This is a genomic window from Haloferax denitrificans ATCC 35960, assembly GCF_000337795.1.
GTDB classification, from domain to species: domain Archaea; phylum Halobacteriota; class Halobacteria; order Halobacteriales; family Haloferacaceae; genus Haloferax; species Haloferax denitrificans.
Genome location: NZ_AOLP01000017.1, coordinates 57,658 through 82,229 on the forward strand (window position 1 = coordinate 57,658; position 24,572 = coordinate 82,229).

At 68.1% G+C, this 24,572-nt stretch carries 24 protein-coding genes; 13 read left to right on the top strand and 11 right to left on the bottom strand.

Going from position 1 to position 24,572, the window contains the following annotated elements; translation table 11 throughout:
* Positions 1-33 precede the first annotated feature (33 nt).
* Complete coding sequence (locus C438_RS13980) at positions 34-498, bottom strand: hypothetical protein (RefSeq protein WP_004970144.1); 465 nt, start codon at positions 496-498, stop codon at positions 34-36.
* A 1-nt stretch (position 499) separates the two neighbouring features.
* The gene (locus C438_RS13985) at positions 500-1,384 is read right to left on the bottom strand and encodes a DUF3100 domain-containing protein (RefSeq protein ID WP_004970146.1); all 885 of its coding nucleotides are present in this window, start codon (positions 1,382-1,384) and stop codon (positions 500-502) included.
* Between the two features lie 166 nt (positions 1,385-1,550).
* Here C438_RS13985 and gatB point away from each other — a divergent pair, with 166 nt between their 5' ends.
* A complete protein-coding gene (gene gatB, locus C438_RS13990) occupies positions 1,551-3,041 on the top strand; it encodes an Asp-tRNA(Asn)/Glu-tRNA(Gln) amidotransferase subunit GatB (protein ID WP_004970148.1) in 1,491 nt (496 codons plus the stop codon).
* A gap of 86 nt (positions 3,042-3,127) precedes the next feature.
* Here gatB and C438_RS13995 read toward each other — a convergent pair whose 3' ends face one another.
* Both C438_RS13995 and C438_RS14000 read right to left on the bottom strand, forming a co-directional pair.
* Positions 3,128-3,307 carry a hypothetical protein gene (locus C438_RS13995; protein WP_049918082.1) on the bottom strand — a complete coding sequence of 60 codons (180 nt, stop codon included), beginning with the start codon at positions 3,305-3,307 and terminating at the stop codon, positions 3,128-3,130.
* Between the two features lie 113 nt (positions 3,308-3,420).
* Positions 3,421-4,848, bottom strand: a complete 1,428-nt coding sequence (locus tag C438_RS14000; protein WP_004970150.1) for an MATE family efflux transporter — start codon at positions 4,846-4,848, stop codon at positions 3,421-3,423.
* 279 nt (positions 4,849-5,127) lie between these two features.
* On the opposite strand from C438_RS14000, the gene C438_RS14005 reads away from it, so the two are divergent.
* Positions 5,128-7,650 carry a DNA topoisomerase I gene (locus C438_RS14005; protein WP_004970153.1) on the top strand — a complete coding sequence of 841 codons (2,523 nt, stop codon included), beginning with the start codon at positions 5,128-5,130 and terminating at the stop codon, positions 7,648-7,650.
* Here the strand turns inward: C438_RS14005 and C438_RS14010 are convergent.
* A complete protein-coding gene (locus C438_RS14010) occupies positions 7,647-8,651 on the bottom strand; it encodes a restriction endonuclease (RefSeq protein WP_004970155.1) in 1,005 nt (334 codons plus the stop codon). The genes C438_RS14005 and C438_RS14010 overlap by 4 nt on opposite strands.
* Positions 8,652-8,755: 104 nt before the next feature.
* Here C438_RS14010 and C438_RS14015 point away from each other — a divergent pair, with 104 nt between their 5' ends.
* The gene (locus C438_RS14015; RefSeq protein ID WP_004970156.1) at positions 8,756-9,478 is read left to right on the top strand and encodes a phosphoglycerol geranylgeranyltransferase; all 723 of its coding nucleotides are present in this window, start codon (positions 8,756-8,758) and stop codon (positions 9,476-9,478) included.
* A 24-nt stretch (positions 9,479-9,502) separates the two neighbouring features.
* Here C438_RS14015 and C438_RS14020 read toward each other — a convergent pair whose 3' ends face one another.
* Both C438_RS14020 and C438_RS14025 read right to left on the bottom strand, forming a co-directional pair.
* Positions 9,503-10,324 (bottom strand): DUF4013 domain-containing protein, encoded by an 822-nt coding sequence (locus tag C438_RS14020; protein WP_004970158.1) that lies wholly within the window; start codon positions 10,322-10,324, stop codon positions 9,503-9,505.
* 78 nt (positions 10,325-10,402) lie between these two features.
* On the bottom strand, positions 10,403-11,020 hold the full coding sequence (locus tag C438_RS14025) for a cupin domain-containing protein (RefSeq protein WP_004970161.1): 618 nt from the start codon (positions 11,018-11,020) through the stop codon (positions 10,403-10,405).
* 159 nt (positions 11,021-11,179) lie between these two features.
* Here C438_RS14025 and aspS point away from each other — a divergent pair, with 159 nt between their 5' ends.
* The 6 genes from aspS (at position 11,180) to C438_RS19750 (ending at position 15,909) form a co-directional block, all read left to right on the top strand.
* Positions 11,180-12,484, top strand: coding sequence for an aspartate--tRNA(Asn) ligase (gene aspS, locus C438_RS14030; protein ID WP_004970163.1), 1,305 nt, complete (start codon positions 11,180-11,182; stop codon positions 12,482-12,484).
* A gap of 437 nt (positions 12,485-12,921) precedes the next feature.
* A complete protein-coding gene (locus C438_RS14035; protein WP_004970165.1) occupies positions 12,922-13,362 on the top strand; it encodes an SHOCT domain-containing protein in 441 nt (146 codons plus the stop codon).
* 82 nt (positions 13,363-13,444) lie between these two features.
* Positions 13,445-14,278 (top strand): pantoate kinase, encoded by an 834-nt coding sequence (locus C438_RS14040; protein WP_004970166.1) that lies wholly within the window; start codon positions 13,445-13,447, stop codon positions 14,276-14,278.
* A gap of 110 nt (positions 14,279-14,388) precedes the next feature.
* Entirely contained in the window at positions 14,389-15,144 is a 756-nt protein-coding gene (locus C438_RS14045) for a 4-phosphopantoate--beta-alanine ligase (RefSeq protein ID WP_004970168.1), read from the top strand.
* A gap of 57 nt (positions 15,145-15,201) precedes the next feature.
* Positions 15,202-15,702, top strand: a complete 501-nt coding sequence (locus tag C438_RS14050; RefSeq protein WP_004970170.1) for a hypothetical protein — start codon at positions 15,202-15,204, stop codon at positions 15,700-15,702.
* 57 nt (positions 15,703-15,759) lie between these two features.
* Positions 15,760-15,909, top strand: a complete 150-nt coding sequence (locus C438_RS19750) for a hypothetical protein (RefSeq protein WP_004970171.1) — start codon at positions 15,760-15,762, stop codon at positions 15,907-15,909.
* 9 nt (positions 15,910-15,918) lie between these two features.
* On the opposite strand, the gene C438_RS14055 is transcribed toward C438_RS19750, so the two are convergent.
* On the bottom strand, positions 15,919-16,992 hold the full coding sequence (locus C438_RS14055) for a molybdopterin-dependent oxidoreductase (RefSeq protein WP_004970173.1): 1,074 nt from the start codon (positions 16,990-16,992) through the stop codon (positions 15,919-15,921).
* 94 nt (positions 16,993-17,086) lie between these two features.
* Complete coding sequence (locus C438_RS14060; protein ID WP_004970175.1) at positions 17,087-18,067, bottom strand: glutathione S-transferase family protein; 981 nt, start codon at positions 18,065-18,067, stop codon at positions 17,087-17,089.
* A gap of 250 nt (positions 18,068-18,317) precedes the next feature.
* On the opposite strand from C438_RS14060, the gene C438_RS14065 reads away from it, so the two are divergent.
* The 3 genes from C438_RS14065 to C438_RS14075 are packed head-to-tail and all read left to right on the top strand — an operon-like array spanning position 18,318 to position 21,400.
* A complete protein-coding gene (locus C438_RS14065; RefSeq protein ID WP_004970178.1) occupies positions 18,318-19,352 on the top strand; it encodes a thiamine pyrophosphate-dependent dehydrogenase E1 component subunit alpha in 1,035 nt (344 codons plus the stop codon).
* Entirely contained in the window at positions 19,349-20,359 is a 1,011-nt protein-coding gene (locus tag C438_RS14070) for an alpha-ketoacid dehydrogenase subunit beta (protein ID WP_004970180.1), read from the top strand. The genes C438_RS14065 and C438_RS14070 overlap by 4 nt, the downstream gene beginning before the upstream one ends.
* Positions 20,360-21,400 carry an NAD(+)/NADH kinase gene (locus tag C438_RS14075; protein ID WP_004970182.1) on the top strand — a complete coding sequence of 347 codons (1,041 nt, stop codon included), beginning with the start codon at positions 20,360-20,362 and terminating at the stop codon, positions 21,398-21,400.
* A 69-nt stretch (positions 21,401-21,469) separates the two neighbouring features.
* On the opposite strand, the gene C438_RS14080 is transcribed toward C438_RS14075, so the two are convergent.
* Positions 21,470-22,969 carry a 2-oxo acid dehydrogenase subunit E2 gene (locus C438_RS14080; RefSeq protein ID WP_049918084.1) on the bottom strand — a complete coding sequence of 500 codons (1,500 nt, stop codon included), beginning with the start codon at positions 22,967-22,969 and terminating at the stop codon, positions 21,470-21,472.
* 90 nt (positions 22,970-23,059) lie between these two features.
* Between C438_RS14080 and C438_RS14085 the strand changes: the two genes are divergently transcribed.
* Entirely contained in the window at positions 23,060-23,983 is a 924-nt protein-coding gene (locus C438_RS14085) for a sulfide-dependent adenosine diphosphate thiazole synthase (RefSeq protein ID WP_004970185.1), read from the top strand.
* Positions 23,984-24,086: 103 nt separating this feature from the next.
* Here C438_RS14085 and C438_RS14090 read toward each other — a convergent pair whose 3' ends face one another.
* Entirely contained in the window at positions 24,087-24,554 is a 468-nt protein-coding gene (locus C438_RS14090; RefSeq protein ID WP_004970187.1) for a hypothetical protein, read from the bottom strand.
* Between the last annotated feature and the right edge of the window lie 18 nt (positions 24,555-24,572).

A 24,572-nucleotide genomic window follows, 5' to 3' on the forward strand; every position in this document is an offset into this window, starting at 1 on the left:
TTGCGAGGGTCACGGACGTTGCGGGGGTCGCCATCAGATAATCCCCTGTGCGGAGAGCACGGCCTGCGAGATGAGCGCGGAGCCGAAGAACGTCCCGAAGAAGACGAACACGGCCACGAGGACGAGCTTCCAGCTGACCTCCTTCATCTTCCCGGTCTGGAGCCCGATAGACAGGCCCGCGTAGGCGAGAATCGGCGTCGTCGTCGCGAGGAAGTCGACCTCGCCGACGGCGGCGAGAAACGGCGCTTGCACCGGCGAAAACGGCAGTGCGAGCGCGAACGCGAGAATCATCGCGTAGGCGAACGCCGGCAGGTCGAGCGGAATCAGCCGCCCCATGAGCAGGGCGACGAGACCGATGAGGACGATGAGCGCCATGCCGGGGAGCGCGGCGACGAAGCCGGTGCCGGTGGCGATGAAGTTAGCCGTCAGCGTCAGGAACGCGACCACGAGCAACATCTTCAGCGACTCGACGGAGAACTCCGGGGTGGACATCGACATCTCACTCACCTCCGTCGGTCGCGGCGGTGTCGCGACCGAACACGGGCGCGAGGACCGCGTACAGGCGCGTGATGACCGGGAGACCGACGAGGATGACCATGTAGAGTCCCGTGATGCCGGTCAGGAGGTTGCTCGTCGCGGCGAAGCTCAGAATCTGGTCCTCGGCGACGCCCGCGCCGCCGGCGGCCGCCGCCAGCGACGTGGAACAGGCGGTCATCATGCTCGCCGACCCCATGCCGCAGGCCATCGACAGCGCGAGCGGGTGGAGTCCCGTCGCGGGGGCGAAGCCGCCGAGCAGGCCGAAGAAGACGGTTCCGAGGACCGTTCCGGTCATGTAGGTGCCGAGGACGCCGCGACCCTCGGGCGACTCGATGCCGTACTTGTCGGTGATGACGCCGAGGGTCGGTTCGCGGGCGATGCTGACCGCCGCGCCGATGGACTCGCGTTTGAGGCCCAACAGCAAGGCGAGCGGGAGCGCGATGAGAATCGTGCCGAGGTTGCCGAACTCCTGTAAGACGAACGCCGGCCCGGCCGCCACGAGGTCGTAGAACGACGGCGCGACGAGCGTCCCGTACTTGACGCCGAGCGGCATCAGCGCGATGACGAGAAGCGGCGAGGCGATGCGGCTCACGTCCTCGTCGACGACCGACCGGAGGGGTTCGATGACCGACCCGAGGACGCTGTAACTGAGGCCGAGGCCGAGGACGACCGCGTACAGAAGCGGCAGGAGCACGACCTGTCCCGGTCCGAGCGGGAACGTTATCGTGCCGATGAGTTCCGCGACGACGACGATGAGAAGGACCGTCAGATGCGTCCGGAGATGCGCCGAGAGCCGACCGGCGGTCCGAATCGGTGCCCATCTATCAGCAGTGGTATCGTTTGTCATATGTGAACAAAGTCTGTGAATCGTGGAGATGAAACGCCGGTATATAAAACCCCGTTAGTGATTGTCTGTCGGATATGACGGCCGCGCGCCGGGACGCCGCCCGCGGCCGAGCGGCTCTGCGGCCAGTCCCGTTAGTCTTTAGCCCACCGCCGTCGAAGCGCGGCCAATGACTGCGCAAGCGCTCGAACAGCGCGAACTCGCGGTCGTCATCGGGTTGGAGGTCCACGTCCAACTCGAGACGGCCACGAAGATTTTCTGTAGCTGTTCGACCGAGCCTGCCGAGGACGAGGAGCCGAACACCCGCGTGTGCCCCGTCTGCCTCGGGCTACCGGGCGCGCTCCCGGTGCTCAACGAGGCGGCGGTGGAGTCGGCGGTCAAAATCGGCAAGGCGCTGAACGCCGACATCGCCGAGGACACCCGGTTCCACCGGAAGAACTACTACTACCCCGACCTGCCCAAGAACTTCCAGATCACCCAGTACGACGCGCCCATCTGCGCCGACGGGACGCTCGAGGTGTCCGTCGAGGGCACCCGCCGCGACATCGGCATCACCCGCGCCCACCTCGAAGAGGACCCGGGAAGCCTCCAGCACAAAGGCGGCAGTATCGACACGGCGGACTACACGCTCGTCAACTACAACCGCGCCGGCACGCCGCTGGTCGAAATCGTCACCGAGCCCGACTTCCGGAGCCCCCAAGAGACCCGCGCGTTCCTCGCCAAACTCGAAGAGGTGCTCGAATACCTCGGCGTGTTCGACGCCACCCGCGACGGCTCGCTCCGCATCGACGCCAACATCTCGCTCGTCCCCGCCGACGAGGTCGACGACGACGGCGCGATTTCCGACGAGGCGCTCGAAGCGGCCAACCGCACCGAGGTCAAGAACATCTCCAGCCACAAGGGCGCAGAGAAGGCGCTGGCCTACGAGGTCACCCGCCAGAAGAACGCCATCAAGCGCGGCCGCGCCGTCGAACAGGAGACGCGCCACTGGGACGAGTCCCGCGGAATCACGGTCTCGATGCGCTCGAAGGAAGAAGAAAAGGACTACCGCTACTTCCGCGAGGCCGACCTCCCGCCGCTCCAGGTCGCCCACTGGAAAGAGGAGATTCCGATTCCGGAGCTTCCCGACGCCCGCCGCGAGCGCTTCCACACCGAGTACGGCATCGACGAGGAGTCCGCCTCGAAGCTCACCTCGACCAAGGAGGTCGCGGACTTCTTCGAGGACGTGGCCGCCGAGTTCGACGCCGACCTCGCCGCGACGTGGGTCGCCGACAACCTCCTCGGCGAACTCAACTACCGCGACATGCACATCACGGACGTGTCGGACCGCCTCGACGAGTTCACGCGGCTCGTCGAACTCGTCGCCGCCGACGAGGTGACGACGAAGAACGCCGAGGAAATCGTCCTCCGCGAGATGCTCGACGAGGGCAAAGACCCCGACACCATCGTCGACGAGGAGGGTCTCGGCAAGGCCGACGACGACGAAATCGGCGGCTTCGTCCAAGAGGCAATCGACGAGAACCCCGACGCCGTCGAGGACTACCACGACGGCGAGGGCGGCGCGCTGAACTTCCTCGTCGGACAGGTCATGCAGAAGTCCAAGGGGAGCGCCGACCCCGGCACGGTGAACCAGTTGCTCCGCGAGCGACTGGACGAGTAACGCGACCGACCGCAGAAAGCGACGCCGCACCGACGCGGCGCGCGTCAGGTTCGCTCTGTCCTTCGACCCTCGATTCGTCGCGCCGCTCAGCCGAGCACGTGGTTCACGTACTGGTCGAACCGAACGAACTCCGTCGAGTCGCAGGCGGCGCACTGGTCGGGGGCACTGTAGTGGTACATCCCTTCCTCGTGCCTCACCGACCCGGCGTAGACCGCGTGGCAGTCGGTGCAGACGTATCGGTCCGGTAACTCAGGCGTGTGAGCCATAGCTCTCTATTGTACCCGGTCATACATGATTCTACCTTGCCAAAAGGCGACGGCCGTGGCTACGACCCGTCGGCGTCGCGCGGGGAGCCGAGAGTAGTCGAAGGCGGCCGAGGCTAATCGTCGCCCGCCGACGGCGTCGCCCCGCGGTCGAGGACGCCCTCGCGCCACGTGCCGAGTCGGAACCACGCGACGGCGACCGCGAAGGAGGCGACAGCGCCGATAACGTAGGCCCACCAGAGGCCTTCGACGCCCCGCGCGAGGCCGGAGACGGGACCGATTCCGGGAACTGTGACGGTCCACGCGAACGCGACCGCGAGGGCGACCGGCACGCGGAAGATCCACCGCGAGAGGAACGACAGCGCCATCGCGGCCTTCGTGACGCCCGCGCCGCGGAACGCCCCCTGAATCACCATCACGCCGCCGAAGAACGCCCACGACGGGGCGACGATGCGGAGGAACGTCACGCCCTCGTCGACGACGGCCTGTTCGCCGATAAACAGGCGCATCGCCTCGGCCGGGAAGGCCACGACGAGCGCCGCGGCCGCAAAGAGCAGTCCCATCGTCCCCGCCATCGCGGTCCACGTGACCGAGGCGGCCCGGTCGGGCGTCCGCGCGCCGAGGTTCTGCCCGACGCCGGTCGCCGTCGCCTGCCCGACCGCGCCGGAGACGGTCCACGAGACGGACATGAGGCGGACGCCGATACCGTAGGCCGCGGTCGGCGTCGGCCCGAACCGGGCGACGAACGCGGCCATCACGACCGCCGAAAAGCTCCGCGCCCAGCCGTCGAGGGTCGCGGGATAGCCGATATCGACCAGCTTTCTGAGGCGTTCCGGGTCGGGTCGGAGGTCGGCGAGTCGGAGCCTGACGCCCCAGTCGCCGCGCAGGAGGATGTAGACGCCGGCGGCCGTGGCGAACAGTCGGGCGATGAGCGTCGCAATCGCCGCGCCGCGGGTTCCCATCCCCGCGAGCGGTCCCCAGCCGAGGATGAGAATCGGGTCGAGAACGACGTTGAGGCCGGCGGAGGCGACCATGAGCCACATCGCGGTCTTCGTGTCGCCCGCGCCCTGGAGCGCCGCCCGGAACGCGAAAAACAGGAACGTGAGCGGCAGTGCGAGGAAGACGACCTCGATGTAGGCGAGCGCCTCGGTGAACACGGCACCCTCCGCGCCGATGAGTTCCAAAAGCGGATATCTGAGCGCGAAGCCGCCGACGGCGAGGACGATCGAGACGGCGAGGGTGAGAAGCACCGTCTGGCCGACGACGCGGTCGGCCTCGCGGTCGTCGCCCGCGCCGACGTGTTGCGAGACGAGGGCGATGGTCGCGGCGGTGATGCCCATCGCGGTCGAGACGAACATCCAGCTCGTCGGGAACATGAGCGAGACGGCGGCGACGGCGTCCGCGCCGACGCGGCCGACCCAGAACACGTCCGCGAGGTTGTACAGCGTCTGGAGGAGGTTCCCCGCGACGAGCGGCCACGAGAGCGAGAGCAGTTTGGGGGCGATTTTCCCCTCGGTCATGTCGATTCGCGAATCACCCGACACGGTCTCAGGTTCGGCGGGCAGGGGTTATCGGTTCTGGTGTCGCGGGCACGTTCGGGTGTCGCAGTCGTCTCGGGTGTCGTCGTCGGTCCCAGCGACGAGTCGGCAGAGCGAATCGGCGAAATCCGCCGGGAGACGCGGCGTGTCGCGGACGCGTCGGCAGACACACACCTTCGCGCGCGAGGGCGCTCACCCGCACGCCCGTATCCGCGCGCGTTGAGGCCGCTACTGCACGAATTCGGCACGAAAGGTTTAGGACAACCCCCGACATATCGCCGCTCAATGAGCAGGGGTCCGGAACTCATCATCACGGAGAAGGACAACGCCGCGAGGCGCATCGCCGACATCCTGAGCGGCGAGACCGCCTCCGCGGAACGGATGAACGGCGTGAACGTCTACAAGTGGGGCGGCAAGCGCTGTATCGGGCTGTCGGGCCACGTCGTCGGCGTGGACTTCCCGCCGGAGTACAACGACTGGCGCGACGTGGAGCCGGTCGAACTCATCGGCGCGCCCGTCGAGAAACATCCCACGCAGGAGAACATCGTCGCCGCGCTCCGCCGGCTCGCCCGCCGCGCGGGGAAGGTCACCATCGCGACCGACTACGACCGCGAGGGCGAACTCATCGGCAAGGAGGCGTACGAACTCGTCCGCGACGTGAACGAGGACGTGCCCGTCGACCGCGTGCGGTTTTCCTCCATCACGAAACGCGAGGTGACGGAGGCGTTCGAGAACCCCGACGACCTCGACTTCAACCTCGCCGCCGCGGGCGAGGCCAGACAGATTATCGACCTCGTCTGGGGCGCGGCGCTCACGCGCTTCCTCTCGCTTTCGGCCCGTCAGCTCGGCAACGACTTCATCTCGGTCGGCCGCGTGCAGGGGCCGACGCTGAAGCTCATCGTCGACCGCGAGCGCGAAATCGAGGCGTTCGACCCCGAGGACTACTGGGAGCTGTTCTCCAAGCTGACGAAGGACGCCGACGGCGACGCCGAGTCCTTCGAGGCGCAGTACTTCTACCTCGACGACGACGGCACCGAAGCCGAGCGCATCTGGGACGAGGAGTCCGCCGAGTCGGCCTATCAGACGCTCCTCGGCGTCGAGGCCGCGGAAGTCGCGTCGGTCAACCGCCGCACGCGGACCGACACGCCGCCCGCGCCGTTCAACACCACGCAGTTCATCCGCGCCGCCGGCTCTATCGGCTACTCCGCCCAGCGGGCGATGAGCATCGCCGAGGACCTCTACACGGCCGGTTACATCACCTACCCGCGGACCGACAACACGGTGTACCCCGACGACCTCGACCCCCGCGAACTGCTCGGCGCGTTCGAGGGCGACCGCCGGTTCAAGGAGGACGCCGAATCCCTCCTCGAACAGGAGGAAATCGAACCCACCGAGGGCGACAACGAGACGACCGACCACCCGCCGATTCACCCGACCGGCGAGCTCCCCTCCGCGTCCGACCTCACAGACGACGAGTGGGACGTGTACGAACTCGTCGTCCGGCGCTTCTTCGCCACCGTCGCCGAGGACGCCGTCTGGGAGCACCTCCGCGTCGTCGCCGAGGTCGAGGGGCTCTCGCTGAAGGCCAACGGCAAGCGCCTGCTCGAAGCCGGCTACCACGACGTCTACCCGTACTTCAACTCCACCGAGTCGTTCGTGCCCGACGTCGAGGAAGGCGAGTCGCTCGTGCTGTCCGACACGCACCTCGACGCAAAGCAGACCCAGCCCCCGCGGCGCTACGGCCAGTCGCGGCTCATCGAGACGATGGAACAGATGGGCATCGGGACGAAGGCGACCCGCCACGACGTGATTCAGAAGCTCTACGACCGCGGCTACATCGAGAGCGACCCGCCGCGGCCGACCCGGCTCGCGCGGGCCGTCGTGGAGGCCTCCGAGGACTTCGCGAAGCTCATCGTCAGCGAGGAGATGACCTCGCAACTCGAATCCGACATGCTGGCTATCGCCCGCGGCGAGGCCACCCTCGAAGACGTGACCGAGGAGTCCAAAGAGATGCTCGGAGACGTGTTCGAGGGGCTGATGGAGTCCCGCGAGGAGCTCGGCAAACAGCTCCAGGACTCGCTGAAGGCCGACAAGACCGTCGGCACCTGCCCCGACTGCGGCGGCGACCTCGTCGTCAGAAAGAGCCGTCGCGGCTCGTACTTCATCGGCTGTGACTCCTACCCCGACTGCACCTACACGCTCCCGCTTCCCTCCACGGGCAAGCCGCTCATCATGGAGGACTCCTGCGAGGACCACGACCTCCACCACATCAAGATGCTCGCCGGCCGCAAGACGTTCGTCCACGGCTGTCCGCTCTGTAAGGCCGAGGAGGCCGACGAGGAAGACGACCTCGTCATCGGGACGTGTCCCGAGTGCGGGGAGGAAGAAGGCGGAGAGCTAGCTATCAAGCGGCTCCGCTCCGGATCCCGGCTCGTCGGCTGTACCCGGTACCCCGACTGCGACTACTCGCTTCCGCTCCCCCGTCGCGGCGACATCGAGGTGACAGACGAGTCCTGCGAGGAACACGACCTCCCGGAACTCCGGATTACCTACGAGGGCGACCGCGAGCCGTGGGAACTCGGCTGTCCCATCTGCAACTACCGCGAGTACCAAGCCCAGCAGAACGGCGAGGGGGGCTCCGAGTTAGAGAGCATCAGCGGTATCGGCGCGAAGACCGCCGAGAAACTGAAAGACGCCGGTATCGAGGACGTGAAGACGCTGAAGGCGTCCGAGCCCGACGACATCGCGGCGAAAGTCGAAGGCGTGGGTGCGGATACGGTTCGGAAGTGGCAGACGGCGGCGGACTAACTCTCGATCCAGACGTAGCGTTTTTCGCGGCCGTTTTCGACCGAGACTTCGGGGAGTCGGGCGAGCCAAACGCCGACTGAACTCGCCCGGCGTTTCGCACTACTCCGCGATAGCTCCGACTCGGACGCGATGAAATCAACGAGCTCGCCGTGTCCGAGTGACCCCGACTCCGAGAGCGGGTGCGCGAGCCGCTCGATTATCTCCGCGTTTCGAATCCCGTCGAGAAGGAGGGGTTCGGCCTCATCAGTGAGTTCCGCCGTTCGATAGGCGACGTATCGAGCGCCGCTTCGGGTGAGCGACCAGCGGCGCTGTCTGTGGGTGCCCTCGTCGGGCCACTCTTGATGAACGAACCCGAGAATCCAGCCCGCAATCGCGTACAGGTCCGCGTGGCGGGGCGACACGCCCGCGGACGCGACGATATCGTCTTTTTCGCCGCGGGAGTCACCGATGGACAAGAGAACCGTGTCGAGGGTTTCGAACGAATTGGCGAGTGGGATTCGTTTCGACGGAATCGGACCCGTCTCGTCGGCCTCCCCGAACAGGTTCCAGAACTCTTCGTCGGGTTCGAACTGAGTACTCTGCCGGCGAACGCCGACGCGAAGGTCGACCATCGACTCGAACAGCTCGGGGCCGTCCACCAAGTGTATCCCCGCTCGTTCGGCGCTTTCGGCGGCTGGTGTGGTAAACGAACTCGTCGTGACGACCGTCCCGGTGTCGCATCCCCTATCGGCCAGTGCACCCTGAAATCGCTGTATTGCGGGCGAACCGACCGTGTTGCGTGGGTCGTACTGCTTCGCCTGAACGCCGAGCGAAACGTCCAAAAGCGAGTTTCTGATGCGTCCATCGATGTCGATACCGCCGTCCTGACGGAACGCGGTGACCGAGAACCGCGCCGGGGGAAGCGACTCTGAGAGCACCGACTCGCAGAGTAGCTCGAACTCCTCTGCGGACAGGGCCATCGCTCGGCGTTCGACGTACTCAGTCGCCGCGACAGCGTCCATCGTACACCGCATTTGGTGACAGGTAGGTTAAAATTCACCCTTGGCCGTATGTACGTCCAATTCATCCGCACGCTTTTTACGCCCCCTCAAGCATAGAGCGACCAATGAGCTATCCGTGGGAAGACTGGGACCATATCACCAAAATCGACCCTGACAAGGACCTCGTCGACGGCGAGACGTTCGAAGACGTGTGTGAGACGGGCACCGACGCCCTCGAAATCGGCGGCACGCTCGACATCACAGAAGAGAAGATGGAGCGCGTCATCGAGGCGACCTCGAAGTACGACGTGCCCATCTATCAGGAGCCGTCGAACCCCGGCGTCGTCATCGACGACGACGCGCTGGACGGCTACCTCATCCCGACGGTGTTCAACGCGAGCGACTCGTTTTGGATTACCGGCGCGCACAAGGAGTGGGTCCGCATCGAAGACGGCCTCGACTGGGACCGCACCCACACCGAGGCGTACATCGTGTTGAACCCCGAGTCGTCCGTCGCCGAGTACACCGACGCCGACACCGACCAGTCCGCCGATGACGTGGCCTCGTTCGCCCGCGTCGCCGAGAAGATGTTCGGCCAGAAAATCATCTACGTCGAGTACTCGGGCACCTACGGCGACCCCGAGAAGGTCGGCGCGGCCCACGACGCGCTCGACGACGCGACGCTGTTCTACGGCGGCGGCATCCACGACTACGAGTCGGCCTACGAGATGGGCCAGCACGCCGACGCGGTCGTCGTCGGCAATCTCCTGCACGACGAGGGCGTCGACGCGGTGCGCGAGACGGTCGAGGGCGCGAAGGACGCGACGGCCGAGCTCGTCGCCGAGTAATCCCCACGGGCGCGGGTTCTGTTTCTACGCCGACGCTACCGACTCCGCTGACTCTGTCGACTCCACCGACTCCGCTGACTCCGCCGACATCATCGATTCCGCAGACTCCGCCGACTCCGCGTTCACGCCGTCGGCGTGCGACTCGCGAGCCGCGTCGACGCCGGGCGACGGCGCATCCGGCGCGCCGCGACCGAGGAGCGTCGCCGACACGACGAGAAAGAGGAACGACGCGGTCGCGGCGAGGAGGGCTCCGGCGACCGGCACCGCGGCGCAGAGGGCGACGAGTAGACGGGCCACGAAGACGACGAGCGCGACGGCCGAGGCGACGCGGACGAACGAGCGGTCGAACGCGAGGGTGCGCGTGACCGGAATCGCCGCGGCGAGCGACCCCTCGCGGGCGAGGGCGACCGCCGCCGCAAGCGAGAGATACGAACCCGCCAGCGAGGCGAGGCCGGCCGCGACGAGTCCGGCGGTGTCGAGCGCGGTGAGGCCGAGAAGCCCGAGCATCTCCGGGTGGGTCGCGTACGAGAGCATCGCAATCGACGGCCCCGACCCCGGAAGGGCGGCGGTCGCGAGGGCGAGCGCGGGGAGTTGGAGCGCGACGAGCGCGGCCGAGAGGCGAGCGCCGTCGACGGCCATGCCGGCGAGGTCGTCGAACGACGGGAGCGCGGCCGCCTCGCGGTCGCCGGCGCGAACGAGGCGGACGACGTAGCCCGCAAGCAAGATGCCCGCGAGCGGCGTGGCGAGCGACGCGAGCGTCGAGAGGACGCCGATGACGGCCGTGTCGACCGAGGTGTCTTCGGCGAGCGGGAGTGCGAACGCGGCTTCGAGGTCTGAAACGTCCATGTCCGAGGCGAGATGGTCGCGGGTTCGTATATAAATCTCAGCGCCGGAGCCGTCGCCGTGACCCGGCGCGCGGCCGGTTCACTCCTCGTCGGTCGGTTCGCCGTCCCAGTAGCCGACTTCGGCGTCTCGCGGGAAGTAGCCGTGGAGCGTTCGGGCGGTCTTGTCACCGCCCGGCGGCGCGCCGCAGAACACCCCGACTTTGTCGGAGTCGGGGTAGACGGTCACGTCGGGGTGGTTCATCGTCGAGAGCGCGAGGTACCGGAGCGGTTCGTCGCCGTCGTTCTCGATTTGTCTGACGTAGTCGGCCCCCGCGGGGAGCGCGACGTAGGTGTCCGGTTCGAGGTCGAGGTCGGCCGCGCCCTCGCGCGTCAGGAGCGTGCCCGACCCCGAGAGCACGTACAGCGCCTCCTCGTTACCCTCGTGGTAGTGCGTCGGCCACGGCCGCTTGCCGGGCGGGACTTCGTAGAGCGAACAGCCGAGGTCGCGGCCGCCGGCGCGGTCGGCGAGTCGCTTCCGGCGGAACGCGAAGCGGTCGCCGCGTTCGCTTGCGGACCAGTCGAGGTCGGCGGCGCGGGCGGCGGTCGGTGCCGGGTCGGACTCCGAGGGCGCGTCGCCGTCGTCGGCGTCGGCGTCGGTGTCAGCATCGTCGTCGGTGCGCGGTTCGTCCGCCGGCGCGTCGGATGAGTCGGGAGCCATACCGGGGCGACGCGCGCCGCGGACTAAGTACCGCGGGAGCGACTGCCACGAGAAGTCGTGTCTCGCGTTCGACTCAGCGGGCGAGAGAGTGGACGGTCGAACGCCTCCGAGCGAGGCGAAGACACGATGTTTAAGACGAACGGTCGGGAACCACGTCGTATGCGAAACCGAACGTACACGGCCGACGCCGAGCCCGGTGACACGGTCACCGTCGCCGGCTGGGTCCACGAAATCCGTGACCTCGGCGGCATCGCGTTTCTGATTCTCCGGGACACCTCCGGCAAGATTCAGGTCAAGTTCGAGAAAGACGAGATGGACGACGACCTCGTCGAGACGGGTCTCGGCGTCCACCGCGAGAGCGTCATCTCCGTGACCGGCGAGGTCGCCGAAGAGCCGCGCGCGCCGACGGGCGTCGAGGTCACGCCCGAGAGCCTCGACGTCATCGCCGAGGCCGAGGCACAGCTCCCGCTCGACCCCTCCGGCAAGGTCGACGCCGAGCTCTCGACGCGCCTCGACAACCGCACGCTCGACCTCCGCAAGGACGAAGTGAAGGCCATCTTCGAGATTCGCGCCGAGGTCCAGCGCGCCGTCCGCGAGCAGTTCCGCGACCTCCGCGCGACCGAGATCAACACGCCGAAAATCGTCGCCACGGGGACCGAAGGCGGCACCGAACTCTTCCCCATCACGTACTTCGGCAAAGAGGCGTTCATGAACCAGTCGCCCCAGCTGTTCAAACAGCTGATGGTCGGCTCCGGTCTGGAGCGCGTCTTCGAGGTCGGCCCCATCTTCCGCGCCGAAGAGCACAACACGCCCCGCCACCTCAACGAGGCGACCTCCATCGACTTCGAGTCGGCGTTCATCGACCACACGGAAGCGATGGACGTGTGTGAGGCCGTCGTCACGGCCGCCTACGAGGCCGTCGAGGAGAACTGTCAGGACGAGCTCGAAGCGCTCGGTCTCGAAGACGAGTTCGAAGCGCCGTCCGGCGAGTTCCCGCGGCTCACCTACGAGGAGGCCATCCAGCGCATCAACGCCACGGGCGAACTCGACGAACAGCTCGTCTGGGGCGACGACCTCCCGACCGAGGGCGAGAAGGCGCTCGGCGAGGACGTCGGCGAGCACTACTTCATCACCGACTGGCCCAGCGAGATCAAGCCGTTCTACATCAAGGACCACGACGACGACGAGACGCTCTCGACGGGCTTCGACATGATGCACCCGAACATGGAGCTCGTCTCGGGCGGCCAGCGTGAACACCGCTTCGACCACCTCGTCGCCGGCTTCGAACAGCAGGGTCTCGACCCCGACGCGTTCGAGTACTACACGAAGATGTTCAAGTACGGCATGCCCCCGCACGCCGGGTTCGGCCTCGGCGGCGAGCGGCTCATCATGACGATGCTCGGACTGGAGAACATCCGAGAGGCTGTGCTGTTCCCGCGCGACCGGCAGCGCCTGTCGCCCTAGGCGACGGCGCAACACGAGCGCGGGAGCAACGAGCAAATCTTCGATTTGCGAGTGAGTTCCCGCGAGACAGACAACGCCTGAGTCCGTAGACGAAGGCGTTTCTGCGAGTGGGTGCTCGTCGGACGAACGACGTGAGTCCGACGGTGTTCCCGCGAGACCGCCAGCGTCTCTCTCCGTAGAGACGCACCTGACGAGTGGGAACAGGGAGCAACGCCGCGCGTTGCGAGTGAGTTCCCGCGCGACCGCCAGCGCCTGAGCCCATAGGGCGAAGACCTGACGGACCAACGAGACGAGCGCACGCGAGTCTCGTCAGCCCGCCAGCGCCTGTCGCCCGAGGCGACGGCGTATCCGACGACGCGCCCCGTTTTTTGCGAAACAGTCGTTATCTCCCGGACACGTTAGAGCACCATGCACGACCGTCGTCGCGGGGGAGACCGATGACCGACTCGAAGCGAATCGTCGACGACGCCGGCGACGACGAGGACTCGGCGCTCGAACAGTTGGTCGCCGGTGCCGTCATGGCGCTCATCTTTCTGGTCGGCTTCGGCCTGCTCGCGCTCGGGGAGCCGTGGTTCTGGGTCGTCTTCCCGGTCGGCTTCGCGGGCGTGCTCCCCGCCGCGATAGCCCTCGTGCGCATCTACGAGTCCCGCCGCGGCGACGACGCGGACGAGTCGATGACGACCGAGACCGAAGACGCGCTCGAAACGCTCCGGCGGCGCTACGCGACCGGCGAACTCTCAGAAGAGGAGTTCGAGGCGAAAGTCGAGCGGCTGTTGGAGACCGAGACGGTCGCTGACGCTCGGGAGTCGGCCACGGCGCGCCGGCGCGAGGGCGAATCGAGCGAGGCGGAGCGGGAGACGGAGTTCGACCGCGATTGAGTGCGAACCGCGAACGAGGCGGGTTCGACTCGGACGCGACGAAACGCAACACCGTTAACCGACCCCCGTCGTAGAAACACCGATGAGCGACGACGCGACGGCGTTCGTGCCCGGCCACGTGACGGGGTTTTTCAGCGCCCACCCCGCCGACGACCCGGCGGTCGCCGGCTCTCGCGGCGCGGGGCTGACGCTCTCCCACGGCGTCACCGTGACGGTCGAACCGGCGCAGGAGACCACCGTCAGCCTCGACGGCGAGGCGGTCGAGATGCCGCCCGTCGCGGACGTGCTTCGAGCGCTCGGTGTGACCGCCGCCGTCGACGCCGAAAGCGACCTCCCGCTGGGCGCGGGCTTCGGCGTCTCGGGCGCGATGGCGCTCGGGACGGCGCTCGCGGCGAACGCCGTCTTCGGGTGTGGCCGGTCGGAGAACGAACTCGTCACCCTCGCGCACGTGGCCGAGGTCCGCGCGGGGACCGGACTGGGCGACGTGGTCGCGCAGGCCCGCGGCGGGATGCCCGTCCGGGTCGAACCGGGCGCGCCGGACTACGGCCGGATGGACGGCATCCCCGCGCGACCCGAAATCGAGTACGTGGCGTTCGGCGGCCTCTCGACGGCCGACGTGCTGTCCGGGGACACGACTGCGCTCACCGCCGCCGGCGAGACGGCGCTCGAAGCGCTCCGCGCCGAACCGACGCTCGACCGGTTCGTCGCCGAGTCGCGGCGGTTCGCCCGCGACGCAGACTTGCTCACCGACCGGGTCGAAGCCGCCATCGAGGACGTGCGCGCGGCCGGCGGCGACGGCTCGATGGCGATGCTCGGCGAGACGGTGTTCGCGGTCGGGTCGGGGCTGTCGGACGCCGGCTACGACCCGGAGCGCTGTCGCGTCCACCCCGCCGGCTCGACGCTTCGGAGCGAGTAGGCGGCGACCGGGCCGCTCGCGGGACGACCGGGGCGGTGGCGGACGACGGGAGTCTGCCCGCCCGTCCCGATGAGAAAACGTGTTACTCCCGCGGCGACGACCCACCACCAATGAGCGACATCGAGATTCCCGAGAGCCACCCGAGATACCAGTCGCTTCTCACCCGCCACCGCATCGAGGAGGGCGTCGAGAAGGGTATCACGAGCCGGCAGGGACTCATCGCGCAGGGGCGCGGCGAGGCGTTCGACTACCTCCTCGGCGAGCGGACGATTCCGAGCGCGGACGAGGCGGCGCGGGCGGCCGCGGCGCACCTCCTGCTCGCGGACCGGCCGGTCATCTCCGTCAACGGGAACGTCGCGGCGCTCTGCCCCGGCGAAATCGTCGACCTCGCCGCGGCCGTCGACGCCGACATCGAGGTGAACCTGTTCAACCGCACCGACGAGCGCATGCGGGCCATCGCCGACCACCTGCGCGACCACGGCGCGGACGAGGTCAAGGGACTCACCGCCGACGGGCGGATTCCGGGCATCGACCACGAGCGCGCGAAGGTCGACGCCGACGGCATCGGGAGCGCCGACGTCGTCGTCGTCCCGCTGGAGGACGGCGACCGGGCCGAGGCGCTCGGCGCGATGGACAAAGTCGAAATCGTCGTCGACCTCAACCCGATGTCGCGGTCGGCGCGGGTCGCCACGGTCCCCATCGTGGACAACATCATGCGCGCGGTGCCGAACATCGCGGCTCACGCGCGCGACTTGCGGGACGCCGGCGCGACACGCGAAGAACTAGAAGCCATCGTCGCCGAGTTCGACGCGGCGGAGGCGCTCGAAGCGGCCGAGCGGGCGATTCGGAGCGGAAGCGACGAGTGAGGGGTGGGGACCCGACCGGTCGCAAAGCTATTTCTGAGCGATACGAGACGTGTCGATATGGACCGTCAGCGAACGCTCGCAGTCGTGATGTCGGTCGTCGGTTTCGGAGCCGTCGTCGCCGGAATCTATCAGGAACTGCTCCACGTCGCACCGGGATACGTCGGGACGATAACGACGGGGTGGGGTGGCCGACTCAACCACGAGGAGTACCTGCTGGCGCGGCTCGGGGGCATCGGCGTCGTCGGGGCGCTGGTCGCACTCCGGTGGAAGTACGCCGCGGTCCTCCCCGTCGCGGTCGGCGGTGTCGAAATCGGCTATGCGCTCGTAGCCGTGTCTCACTACGTCCGGGAGCCGGGACTCTACACCACGGTCCAGACGTTCGACGGGACGACGCGACTCGTTCTCGGGGCGGAGCCGTTCTTACTCGTCGCCGGCGGCCTCCTGTTCCTCGGTGCCGGCTTCGTCGCGTGGCGAACTCACGGTGAGCGCGCCGCGACTGGACGAGAGTTCACCGACGCGAGACGCGAACAGCATCTCGCGGGATTCCGCGATGAGTGATAGCCAGCGACCCCGCCCACAGAAAACATTTCCACGGTGACATTCATAGCGACCAGTATGCCCTCCACCGATTCGAGCGCGCCCGACGAAGGCGAGGCGACGAACGCACAGGACGCGTCGACCGACGACGCCACCGACGAGGGCGACGAGCGCGAAAAGTCGATTCTGGACCGCCTCGTCGACGTGCTGTGGATTCTCCCGTGGTGAGGTGAGCCGCTATCCGAACCCGCTCACTAGCACCGCGAGCCACTGCGCCGGGTCGCGTCGCCGACGGACCTCGACCGTCTCGACCCACTTGACCCACTGGAACCCGCGGCGGTTCGGCGCGACCAGTCGGAGCGGCGCGCCGTGGCCGTGAGAGAGCGGGTCGCCGCCGACGTGCGTCGCCAACAGCATCTCGCGGGCCTCCGCGATGGGGAACGACCACCGAAAGCCCGTCACCGACCGGACCGTTACCCACCGCGCCGACGAGTGAACACCGGCGGCATCGAGCGCGTCGCCGAGTCTCACGCCGGTCCAGTTCTGCTCGGTGTACCACCCGCTCGTGCAGTCCAAGAGGGCCGACCGCGTCTCGGCGGGCGCGAGGTCGCTCCGGTCGAGTTCGAGCGGGCGGTCGACCAGCCCCGTGACCGAAAGCGACCAGTCGGCTGGGTCGACGGGGTCGGGGTCGTCGGCGACCCAGCTCGTCACCGGAAAGGCGTCGTTGCCCTCGCCGGGCGGGAGCGGCCGCGACCCGGTGAACCGGCGGCCGACGCCCCGGAGCGACCCCGCCGTCTCGGTCGCCCGGTAGGTCGCCGCGCCGAAGACGAGTATCGCGCCGTACTGGAGCGCCCGGCGACGCGCCGCGAAGTCGACCCGGCGGGGCGGGCGGAAGCGCGCTCGAAGGTGGACGAACAGAATCGGGACCACGAGCAGGCCGAGGCCGATGTGGACGTTGAGAAGCGTCCAGAAGGCGATTCGGACCTCGACGCCGAGTACCCACGCGACGCCGGTGCCGAGGGCCGCGAGCGCGACGACCGCGAGGAGGACAGAGAGCGCGGAGTGGCGGTCGCGGAGCCGCGAGTCGAGCACGCGGTGGCGGACCCGGTAGAGTTTGAAGCCGACGAGCGCGACGAGCGAGAGACCGGCGACGCCGTGGGCGACGAACAGGAGCCCGTTTGCCGGGTGGCCGGCCCCGAGGCTCAACACGCCCGAGAGCGTCTCGAAGACGACGAGCGCGAAGATTGACCAGTCGACCGCCCGCGGCGGCGGTTCGAACCGCCGGAGGGCGCGAGCCGCGCGGCTTGCCATGAGAAGTGATAGCATTTCGAACGCCAATAGGGTGTCGAGGGGGACGGCGAGAATGGAGACGAGAACGAAACGGAGCGCCGGCTCAGTCGTCGGCTCAGTCGTCGGCCGTCAGCGCCGGTGGGAGGTCCGCGTCGAATCGGTCTCTGTCGTGCGGTTCGGAGAAGTCGAGGTCGGGGCCGACGCCGTAGATGCGCTTGGGGTTGATGTCGCCGTGGCTGACGAAGTAGTGCCGGACGATGTGGTCCATGTTGACCGTCTTCTCGATGCCGGGGAGTTGGTAGAACTCCTTCGTGTAGTTCCAGAGGTTGTCGTACTCGTGGATGGCCTTCTTGTTGCACTTGAAGTGCGTGTGGTAGACGTGGTCGAAGCGAATCAGCGTCGCGAACATCGCGATGTCCGCCTCGGTGAGCACGTCGCCCGCGAGGAACCGCCGGTCGTCGAGCACCTCGTCCCAGTGGTCGAGCGCGTCGAACAGCTCCTCGACGGCTTCTTCGTAGGCCTCCTGCGTCGTCGCGAACCCGGCGCGGTAGACGCCGTTGTTGACCGGCTCGTAAATCTCGTCGATGAGGCGGTCGACCGCCTCCTCGTAGCCGTCGGGGTTGAGGTCCACGTCGTTGTCGGCGAGGGGGGCGAACGCCTCGTCGAGCATCCGCATTATCTCGCGGGACTCGTTGTTGACGATGGTCTCGCGCTGTTTGTCCCACAGCACGGGGACGGTGACGCGCCCGGTGAACTCGTCGTCGGCGCGGAGGTAGATATCGCGGAGGAACTCCTCGCCGTACAGCGGGTCCGGGAGGTCCTCGGAGAACTCCCAGCCGTCGTCGATGCGGACGGGTTCGACGAGCGACAGCGAAACCGCGTCTTCGAGGCCCTTCAGCGCGCGCGTCATCGCGGTGCGGTGGGCCCACGGACACGCGCGGCAGATGTAGAGGTGGTACCGGCCGGCCTCGACCGGGAACCGCTCGTCTTCGCCGACCCAGTTGCGGAAGTCGGTCGTCTGGCGCTCGAACTCGCCGTCCTCGTTGTTGGCGACGAACTTGTCGGTTCGCCACTCGCCTTCGTAGAGCATGTTCATGCGACCACGACCTGGAGTGCTTGCATAGCCGTCCGTTGGGACGTGAGCACCAAAAGTTGGGAGGCGACATCGGTGTAACCGGTCGTCGAACGGGGTCGCCATCGCGCGGTCGCCATCTCGTGACAGTAATATGTTAGGATTGCCCCGGTTCGACGTGGTTCGGTTACACAGTCGTCGCCGCCTGACTAACCCAGTGGCTGTCAGTTTGAGTAAAAGTCATCATAGTTCATGGTAATTGTTGGGACGTCACATGGTGGTACTAGACATCGAGACGGAGGATGGACAGCGCGAGGCGCTTCGCCGGATGCTCACGATTCGGGCGTTCGACACGAAGGCGGCCGACCTATTCAGCGACGGCGAACTCCCCGGGTTCGTCCACCTCTACGTCGGTGAGGAAGCGGTCGGGGTCGGCGCGTGTTCGGCCCTCGAATCGGACGACTACATCACGAGCACCCACAGGGGACACGGCCACTGTATTGCGAAGGGACTCGACCCGGACCTGATGATGGCCGAGCTGTTCGGCAAGGCCAACGGCTACTGTAACGGCAAAGGCGGGTCGATGCACATCGCGGACGTCGACGCGGGGATGCTCGGGGCGAACGGCATCGTCGGCGCGGGGCCGCCGCTGGCGACGGGTGCCGCGCTCACCTCGCACCTGAAGGGCGAAGACACCGTCGCGCTGGCGTTCTTCGGCGACGGCGCGGTCGCACAGGGACAGGTCCACGAGGCCATCAACCTCGCGGCGACGTGGGACCTGCCGGCGGTGTTCCTCGTCGAGAACAACCAGTACGGCGAGGCGACGCCGGTCGAGAAACAGCACAACGTCCAGAACCTCAGCGAGACCGCGGAGGCGTACAACATCCCCGGCTTCACCGTCGACGGGATGGACATCACCGCCGTCTACGAGGCCGTCAAAGAGGCGCGCAAGCGGGCCGCAGACGGCGAGGGACCGACGTTCATCGAGGCCGAGACGTATCGCTACCACGGCCACTTCGAGGGCGACCAACAGCCGTATCGGACCGAGGAGGACGTGGCCATCTGGAAGGACCGCGACGCCATCGAGACGTTCAAGCGACGGCTCGTGGACGCGGGGACGATAACCGAAGACGAGTTCGACGAGATGAAAGCCGAAATCGACCAGCAGATCGAAGACGCCGTCGGGAAGGCGAAGGACGCGGCGTACCCGGACCCGAGCGAGGCGTACGAGGACATGTTCAACGCGGCCGTCCCGGAGATTAGCGACTTCTCCAGCGGCATGCGGGCCGACGGAGGTGAGGACCGATGAGCACCGAGACCAGTAGCGGGACCGGCCCGGACCGGACGGAGGAGATGACCATCCGGGAGGCGATTCGACTCGCCCTCCGCGAGGAGCTCGACCGCGACGACGACGTGTTCGTCATGGGCGAGGACGTCGGCGCGTTCGGCGGCGTCTACGAGGTCACGGGCGACCTCGTCGAGCAGTTCGGCGAGGAACGCGTCCGCGACACGCCCATCAGCGAGGCCGGCTTCATGGGCGCGGCGGTCGGCGCGGCGGCGACCGGGACGCGGCCGGTCGTCGAAATCATGTTCTCGGACTTCATCGGCGTCTGCTCCGAGCAGATAATCAACCAGATGGCGAAGAACCGCTACATGTTCGGCGGCAAGACGGAGATGCCCGTCACCGTCCGAACGACCGAGGGCGGCGGGAGCGGCGCGGCCAGCCAGCACTCCGGGACGATTCACACGTGGTTCGCCCACTTCCCCGGCGTGATGGCCGTCGCGCCCGCGACACCGGCGTCCGCCAAGGGGCTCCTGAAGTCGGCCATCCGGTCGGACGACCCGGTCATCGTCTTCGAGAACAAGCAGATATACGAACAGAAGGGCGAGGTGCCGCTCGACGACGACTTCACCATCCCAATCGGCACCGCGAGCGTCGAGCGCGAGGGCGAGGACGTGACCGTCGTCGCCACCCAGCGCATGGTCGGCGAGTCGCTCGAACTCGCCGAGGAACTCGCGGGGCAGACGAGCGTCGAGGTCGTCGACCTCCGGTCGCTCTACCCGATGGACACCGAGACGCTGGTCGAGAGCGTGAAAAAGACCGGCCGCCTCGTCATCGCCGACGAGAGCCCGCTGTCGTACGGGACCCACGCCGAGGTGGCGACGCGCGTCATGGAGAACGCGTTCTACAGCCTCGACGCGCCCATCCAGCGGGTCGGCGTCGCCGACGTTCACATCCCCTTCAGCCCCGCGCTCGAAGAGGAGGTGCTCCCCCACGGCTCCGACGTGGAAGCCGCAATCAACCGCATCGTGTAAGTGACGACCACTATCGGTCTCGTCGTCAACCCCGCCGCCGGCCGCGACATCCGCCGGCTCACCGGCGGCGCGAGCGTCAGTAACAACTACGCGAAACGCCGCACCGCGGGCTGTGTCCTCGCGGGGCTGACGCTCGTCGACGACGTGGAGGTGCTGGTCATGCCCGACAACACGGGGCTGGCGAACCGCATCGTCGACGACGCGCCCGACGGAATCGGCGTCGAGTTCGTGGAGATGACGGTCACCGCGTCGGGACGGGACAGCCGAGCGGCCGCGGCCCACTTCGCGGACCACGCCGACGCCGTCGTCGTCCTCGGCGGCGACGGCACGACGCGGGACGTGGCCCAGACCATCGGCGACGTGCCGGTGGTGAGCATCTCGACGGGGACGAACAACGTCGTCCCGACGCCCGTCGACGGCACCGTCGCGGGCGCGGCCGCCGCGCTCGTCGGAAGCGGAGCCGTCTCCGCCGCGGAGACGACGACGCGCCACGGGACCGTCGAGGTCGACGTGGTCCGGTCCGAGGAGACGACGGTCATCCGCGGCCTCGCCACCGTCGGCGTGCTCGACCGACCCTTCGTCGGCACGCGGGCGATTCTCGACCCGAGCGACATCGTCGGCGGCGTCGTCTCGCGCTCGTCGCCCGCGGAAATCGGGCTCTCGGGCATCGCCGGCGGCCTCGTCACGCACCGCCCGGACGAACCCGGCGGCGTCGGCTTCCGACTGGCCCGTGACGGGGCGGACAGGACAGACGCGCCGGATGCGACGGACGCGGCGACCGACCCGGCGACGACGGTCAGAGCGATTACCGTCCCCGGACGCCTCTCGACGGTCGACGTGGCCGAACATCGCGTCCTCGACGACGGCGAGGACTACGCGTTCGAGGTCGACCGCGGGGTGATAAGCGTCGACGGCGAGCGGGAACACGAGGTGCGAAACGGGACCGTCCGCCTCCGCCCGGTGACAGACGGCCCGCGACTGGTCGACGTCGAGGCGGTCCTCGAACGGGCGGCCGACGACGGGCGCTTCAGGCTCGGGTGAGCCGGCGGGGCCGAGTCGGTTCGGCCCGCCCGACCGGTTCGACTTGCGATTGTTCGACCTCCGATTTTTTCACCGACCGCCGGCGGCGATGACGAGCGACCACGGGTTCTCGACGTGTTCGACGAGCGTGCCGAGCATGCGGGCGGCGTCCGCCCCGTCGACGATGCGGTGGTCGAACGACAGCGAAAAGGAGATGACTCGGCGGACGGCCACGTCGCCGTCGTCGGTCGGCACGGCCTCCCGGCGAATCGTGTTGACGCCGAGGATGGCGACCTGCGGCGGGTTGATGACCGGGTCGAACGACTCGACGCCGAGGACGCCGAGGTTCGAGACGGTGAACGTGCCCCCCGAGAGGTCGTCCATCGTGAAGTCGCCCGACAGCGCCCGCTGGGTGACCTCGGCGCGGGTCTCGGCGAGTTCGGCGAGCGACAGCGAGGCCACGTCGCGGACGACCGGCGCGATGAGTCCCTCGTCGATATCGACCGCGATGCAGACGTTGTGCTCCTCGTGGAGCCTGTGGACGCCGTCCTCGAAGGTCGCGTTGAACTCGGGGTGCTCGTCGAGCGACGCCGAGAGCGCGAGGAGCAGTACGTCCGTTATCGACACGTCCACGCCGAGGGCGTCGTCGGCGGCGTTCGCCGCGGCGAGCAGTTCCTCCGCGTCGGCGCGGCGGTCGACCGTGACGTGGACCGCCTCGCGGTAGCTCTCGCCGAGGCGGTCGGCGATGGTGCGGCGCATCCCCGACAGCGGGCGTTCCGTCTCGACCGGTTCGCTCGCGGCGGTCGCGTCGGTCGCCTCGGACCCGGCGGCCGCCGCGGAGTCGGTTGCCGCCGCGCTCGCGCCGCCCGCCGCCCGCACGTCGGACTCGGTGATGCGACCGTTCTGCCCCGTCCCCTCGACGGCCCCGATGTCGACGCCGAGCTCGCGGGCGAGGCGGCGGGCGCTCGGCGGAGCGAACACGCGCTTGTCCGCCGTGTCGGCGTCCGCTCCGGAGTCGCCGGTTGCGGCGGGCGTCTCGGACTCCGCCGCGGCTTCCACGTCGCTCTCGGTGATTGCCCCCTGCGGCCCGGAGCCCTCGACGGTCGTGAGGTCGACTCCGAGGTCGTCCGCGAGCCGCTTCGCGCGCGGCGACGCGCGGACCTCGCCGTTCCCCGACGGGCCATCCGACCCGCTCGGGCGTTGCTTCGCGACAGACGAGGCGTCTCCGGTCGCCGCCGCCGTCTCGGTCGCCTCGGCCGCGCCCGAGTCCGCCACGGAGTCGTCGGTCGCGGCGGGTTCGCTCCCGCCCTCGCCGACGCCCGCATCCGATTCCAACCCGGAGATGTCCTCGTCCGCCCCGGCGACGATTGCCAGCGCGCCGCCGGGCGCTGTCGACTCGCCCTCGGCGAGCACGACGCGCCGCAGAACGCCGTCTTCCTTGGCGTCAATCTCCGCGGTCGTCTTCTCCGACTCGATTTCGGCGATTGGCTCGCCCTCGGTGACCTCGTCGCCCTCCGAGACGAGCCACGCCGAGAGCTCACCCGACTTCATCTCCAGTCCCAGTTTGGGCATCTTGACTACGTACGCCATGACAGTAACATACACAATAGACCGTGATATAGCTAGGTCGCCGCGGCCGCGACCACCAGACTTTACTACTAGGTGGTATCACTAGGTAGTATGTCGTTCGACGGATTCACCGACGCGACGGAAGCACAGGTCACGCGCGCGATTTCGGACTCGTGGATGGAGGAGTTCCGCGAGCGCACCGACACCGAGGTCATCGTCGTCGGCGGCGGCCCCTCCGGGCTCGTCGCGGCCAAGGAACTCGCCGAACGCGGCGTCGACGTGACCATCGTGGAGAAGAACAACTACCTCGGCGGCGGCTTCTGGCTGGGCGGCTTCCTGATGAACAAGGTGACCGTCCGCGACCCGGCCCAGCGCGTCCTCGACGAACTCGGCGTCCCCTACGAGGAAAGCGACGAGGCCGACGGGCTGTACGTCGCCGACGGCCCGCACGCCTGTTCCGCGCTCATCAAGGCCGCCTGCGACGCCGGCGCGAAGATACAGAACATGACGGAGTTCACCGACGTCGTCCTCCGCGAGGGCGACCGCGTCGGCGGCATCGTCATGAACTGGACGCCGGTCCACGCGCTCCCGCGGGAACTCACCTGCGTCGACCCCATCGCGGTCGAGTCCGACCTCGTCCTCGACGCGACCGGCCACGACGCGGTCGTCCTCTCGAAGCTCTCCGAGCGCGGCGTCCTCGACGTGAGCGGCATCGAACACGCCAAGGAACACAACACGGGTATGGACAAGACCGCCGACGGCGAGTACGGCGCGCCCGGCCACGACTCGCCCGGCCACGACTCGATGTGGGTCTCTGAGAGCGAAGACAGCATCGTCGACGCGACGGGCGTCGTCCACCCCGGCGTCGTCGCCTCCGGCATGGCCGTCGCCACCGCCCACCACCTGCCGCGCATGGGGCCGACGTTCGGTGCCATGTTGCTGTCCGGTCGGCAGGCGGCGCAGTCCTGTCTCGACGAACTCGGCCGCGACGCGCCCGAGGTGAGCATCTCCGGTCCCGCCCCGGCCGACGACTGACCGCCACCCTGCGGTCCGATTGTCGGCTCCCCCGACGCCTCTGACACGTTTTTCGGGTCGCTCCCGACCCAGTCCGACCCAATCCGACCCGGTTCGACTTCCATTACCGCTGGACCGTCTCGCGTTCCTGCTCGTGAACCCAGCCGAGCGCTCGCCGGATTCGCGCCCACCCGCGGTTCCACACGAGCAGGGAGCCGGGGAGGACGCCGACGGCGAGCAACGCGAGGTAGTACTGCAACTCGACGACCGGCGGGTACGTCACCGACGCGAGCACGTCGAGGAGCCGCAGTGCGAACCAGAGCTGTGCCGCGACGAAGTGGCCGATGACGAAGGTGCCGACGAGCCGTTCCTGAACGCCCGCGGGTTCGGTCCGCCCGCCGATTCGACTCCGGTAGAGCAGATACCCGACGACGAGCGGCTGGAAGACGACACAGCCGAGCGCCCACAGGAGACTCGCGTCGCTCCCCCGCTCGGCGGCGTCGAGCGACACCCAGTAGCCGACGAGCCCCAAGAACAGGAGGTGAAACGCGTTGAAGGGCGCGCCGAGAAGCTCCGCGAGGAACGAGGCCATACCACCGGTTGACACGGG

Coding starts and splice junctions, on each gene's coding strand:
- C438_RS13980 (WP_004970144.1), bottom strand. CDS start 498: ATGTCGATGTCCACCCCGGAGTTCTCCGTCGAGTCGCTGAAGATGTTG.
- C438_RS13985 (WP_004970146.1), bottom strand. CDS start 1,384: ATGACAAACGATACCACTGCTGATAGATGGGCACCGATTCGGACCGCC.
- gatB (WP_004970148.1), top strand. CDS start 1,551: ATGACTGCGCAAGCGCTCGAACAGCGCGAACTCGCGGTCGTCATCGGG.
- C438_RS13995 (WP_049918082.1), bottom strand. CDS start 3,307: ATGGCTCACACGCCTGAGTTACCGGACCGATACGTCTGCACCGACTGC.
- C438_RS14005 (WP_004970153.1), top strand. CDS start 5,128: ATGAGCAGGGGTCCGGAACTCATCATCACGGAGAAGGACAACGCCGCG.
- C438_RS14010 (WP_004970155.1), bottom strand. CDS start 8,651: ATGGACGCTGTCGCGGCGACTGAGTACGTCGAACGCCGAGCGATGGCC.
- C438_RS14015 (WP_004970156.1), top strand. CDS start 8,756: ATGAGCTATCCGTGGGAAGACTGGGACCATATCACCAAAATCGACCCT.
- C438_RS14020 (WP_004970158.1), bottom strand. CDS start 10,324: ATGGACGTTTCAGACCTCGAAGCCGCGTTCGCACTCCCGCTCGCCGAA.
- C438_RS14025 (WP_004970161.1), bottom strand. CDS start 11,020: ATGGCTCCCGACTCATCCGACGCGCCGGCGGACGAACCGCGCACCGAC.
- aspS (WP_004970163.1), top strand. CDS start 11,180: ATGCGAAACCGAACGTACACGGCCGACGCCGAGCCCGGTGACACGGTC.
- C438_RS14035 (WP_004970165.1), top strand. CDS start 12,922: ATGACCGACTCGAAGCGAATCGTCGACGACGCCGGCGACGACGAGGAC.
- C438_RS14040 (WP_004970166.1), top strand. CDS start 13,445: ATGAGCGACGACGCGACGGCGTTCGTGCCCGGCCACGTGACGGGGTTT.
- C438_RS14045 (WP_004970168.1), top strand. CDS start 14,389: ATGAGCGACATCGAGATTCCCGAGAGCCACCCGAGATACCAGTCGCTT.
- C438_RS14050 (WP_004970170.1), top strand. CDS start 15,202: ATGGACCGTCAGCGAACGCTCGCAGTCGTGATGTCGGTCGTCGGTTTC.
- C438_RS19750 (WP_004970171.1), top strand. CDS start 15,760: ATGCCCTCCACCGATTCGAGCGCGCCCGACGAAGGCGAGGCGACGAAC.
- C438_RS14055 (WP_004970173.1), bottom strand. CDS start 16,992: ATGGCAAGCCGCGCGGCTCGCGCCCTCCGGCGGTTCGAACCGCCGCCG.
- C438_RS14060 (WP_004970175.1), bottom strand. CDS start 18,067: ATGAACATGCTCTACGAAGGCGAGTGGCGAACCGACAAGTTCGTCGCC.
- C438_RS14065 (WP_004970178.1), top strand. CDS start 18,318: ATGGTGGTACTAGACATCGAGACGGAGGATGGACAGCGCGAGGCGCTT.
- C438_RS14070 (WP_004970180.1), top strand. CDS start 19,349: ATGAGCACCGAGACCAGTAGCGGGACCGGCCCGGACCGGACGGAGGAG.
- C438_RS14080 (WP_049918084.1), bottom strand. CDS start 22,969: ATGGCGTACGTAGTCAAGATGCCCAAACTGGGACTGGAGATGAAGTCG.
- C438_RS14085 (WP_004970185.1), top strand. CDS start 23,060: ATGTCGTTCGACGGATTCACCGACGCGACGGAAGCACAGGTCACGCGC.
- C438_RS14090 (WP_004970187.1), bottom strand. CDS start 24,554: ATGGCCTCGTTCCTCGCGGAGCTTCTCGGCGCGCCCTTCAACGCGTTT.